Origin of the sequence: Streptomyces silaceus (genome assembly GCF_001419745.1) — a bacterium.
GTDB classification, from domain to species: Bacteria; Actinomycetota; Actinomycetes; order Streptomycetales; family Streptomycetaceae; genus Streptomyces; species Streptomyces silaceus.
The window spans coordinates 1169-2050 of the sequence record NZ_LIRJ01000196.1 but is presented as its reverse complement, the minus strand read 5'-3'; the positions used below and the strand labels follow the sequence as shown (position 1 = coordinate 2050).

The window sequence follows — 882 nt, the reverse complement described above, 5'->3', positions numbered from 1 at the left end:
GGCACCGGGGACGACCCCGAGGTGACGGAGCTGCTGCGGGCGGTGGTCCCCGCGTGGTTCGCCGTCGCCCCGCATCAGGTGCAGGACCCACCCCTCTACGACCGGCTCGGTGAACTGGACGTGCCGTGCGTCCTCGTCATCGGGGAGAAGGACCAGCCCGAGGTGGTCCGCGTCAACGAGACGATGGCGCGCCGCATCCCGGGCTGCCGTCCGGTGCGCCTCGCGCGCAGCGACCACTTCCCGACGGTGCGGGAACCGGACGCGGTGGTGGCGGCGATCCTGGAGGCGCACGCCGCCGCACGCTGAGAGCGGCTGGGAGGGGCGCCACGCGCGCCGGCGCGACGAACGCCGGATGGCCCCGGACCGTACGCTCCACGGCGGCCCGCACCCGGCGGGGCCGCGGACGGAACCCCGGGACGCGAAGCAGCGGTTCGTCGAGCGGCGCGAGGACGATCCTGCCCACCGCCAGGCGAAGGATGCGCGGATCCCGATCCGCCGCCACCCGGGACCGCGCCGCCGCCACCCGGGAACGATCAGCCGCCACCCCGAACCGCGCCGCCGCCCCCTGAAGATCGCGGCAACGCTCCCCGTCGCATACTGGAAAGACGCACGACCGGGGACGGACCCGCAGGCCGGACGCCCTCCGGGTGATCCGGACCGCGCTCCGGTCCCGTCCCCGCGCACGGCCGAGGAGCACGCCGCATGAAGCCCGACCCCGCCCCGCCCCCGCCCGGCGGCATCCTCTGGAGCGTCGCGGGTGACATCCGCATGTTCCTCATGCTGCCGCCCGCGCTGGCCATGCAGGTGGCCCACCCGGCGGTCGGGGCCGGCGTCGACGAGCACTCGGTGTTCCGTACCGACCCCTGGGGCCGCGGCGAGCGC

General features: G+C 76.2%; 2 protein-coding genes. Both read left to right on the top strand.

Annotation, left to right across the window (positions count from 1 at the left end):
- Positions 1-306, top strand: a 306-nt coding sequence (locus AOK22_RS42835) for an alpha/beta fold hydrolase (RefSeq protein WP_167357859.1), incomplete at its 5' end; no start/stop codon positions are given.
- 396 nt (positions 307-702) lie between these two features.
- A partial coding sequence (locus tag AOK22_RS42830; protein ID WP_244164887.1) for an oxygenase MpaB family protein occupies positions 703-882 on the top strand: 180 nt, incomplete at its 3' end.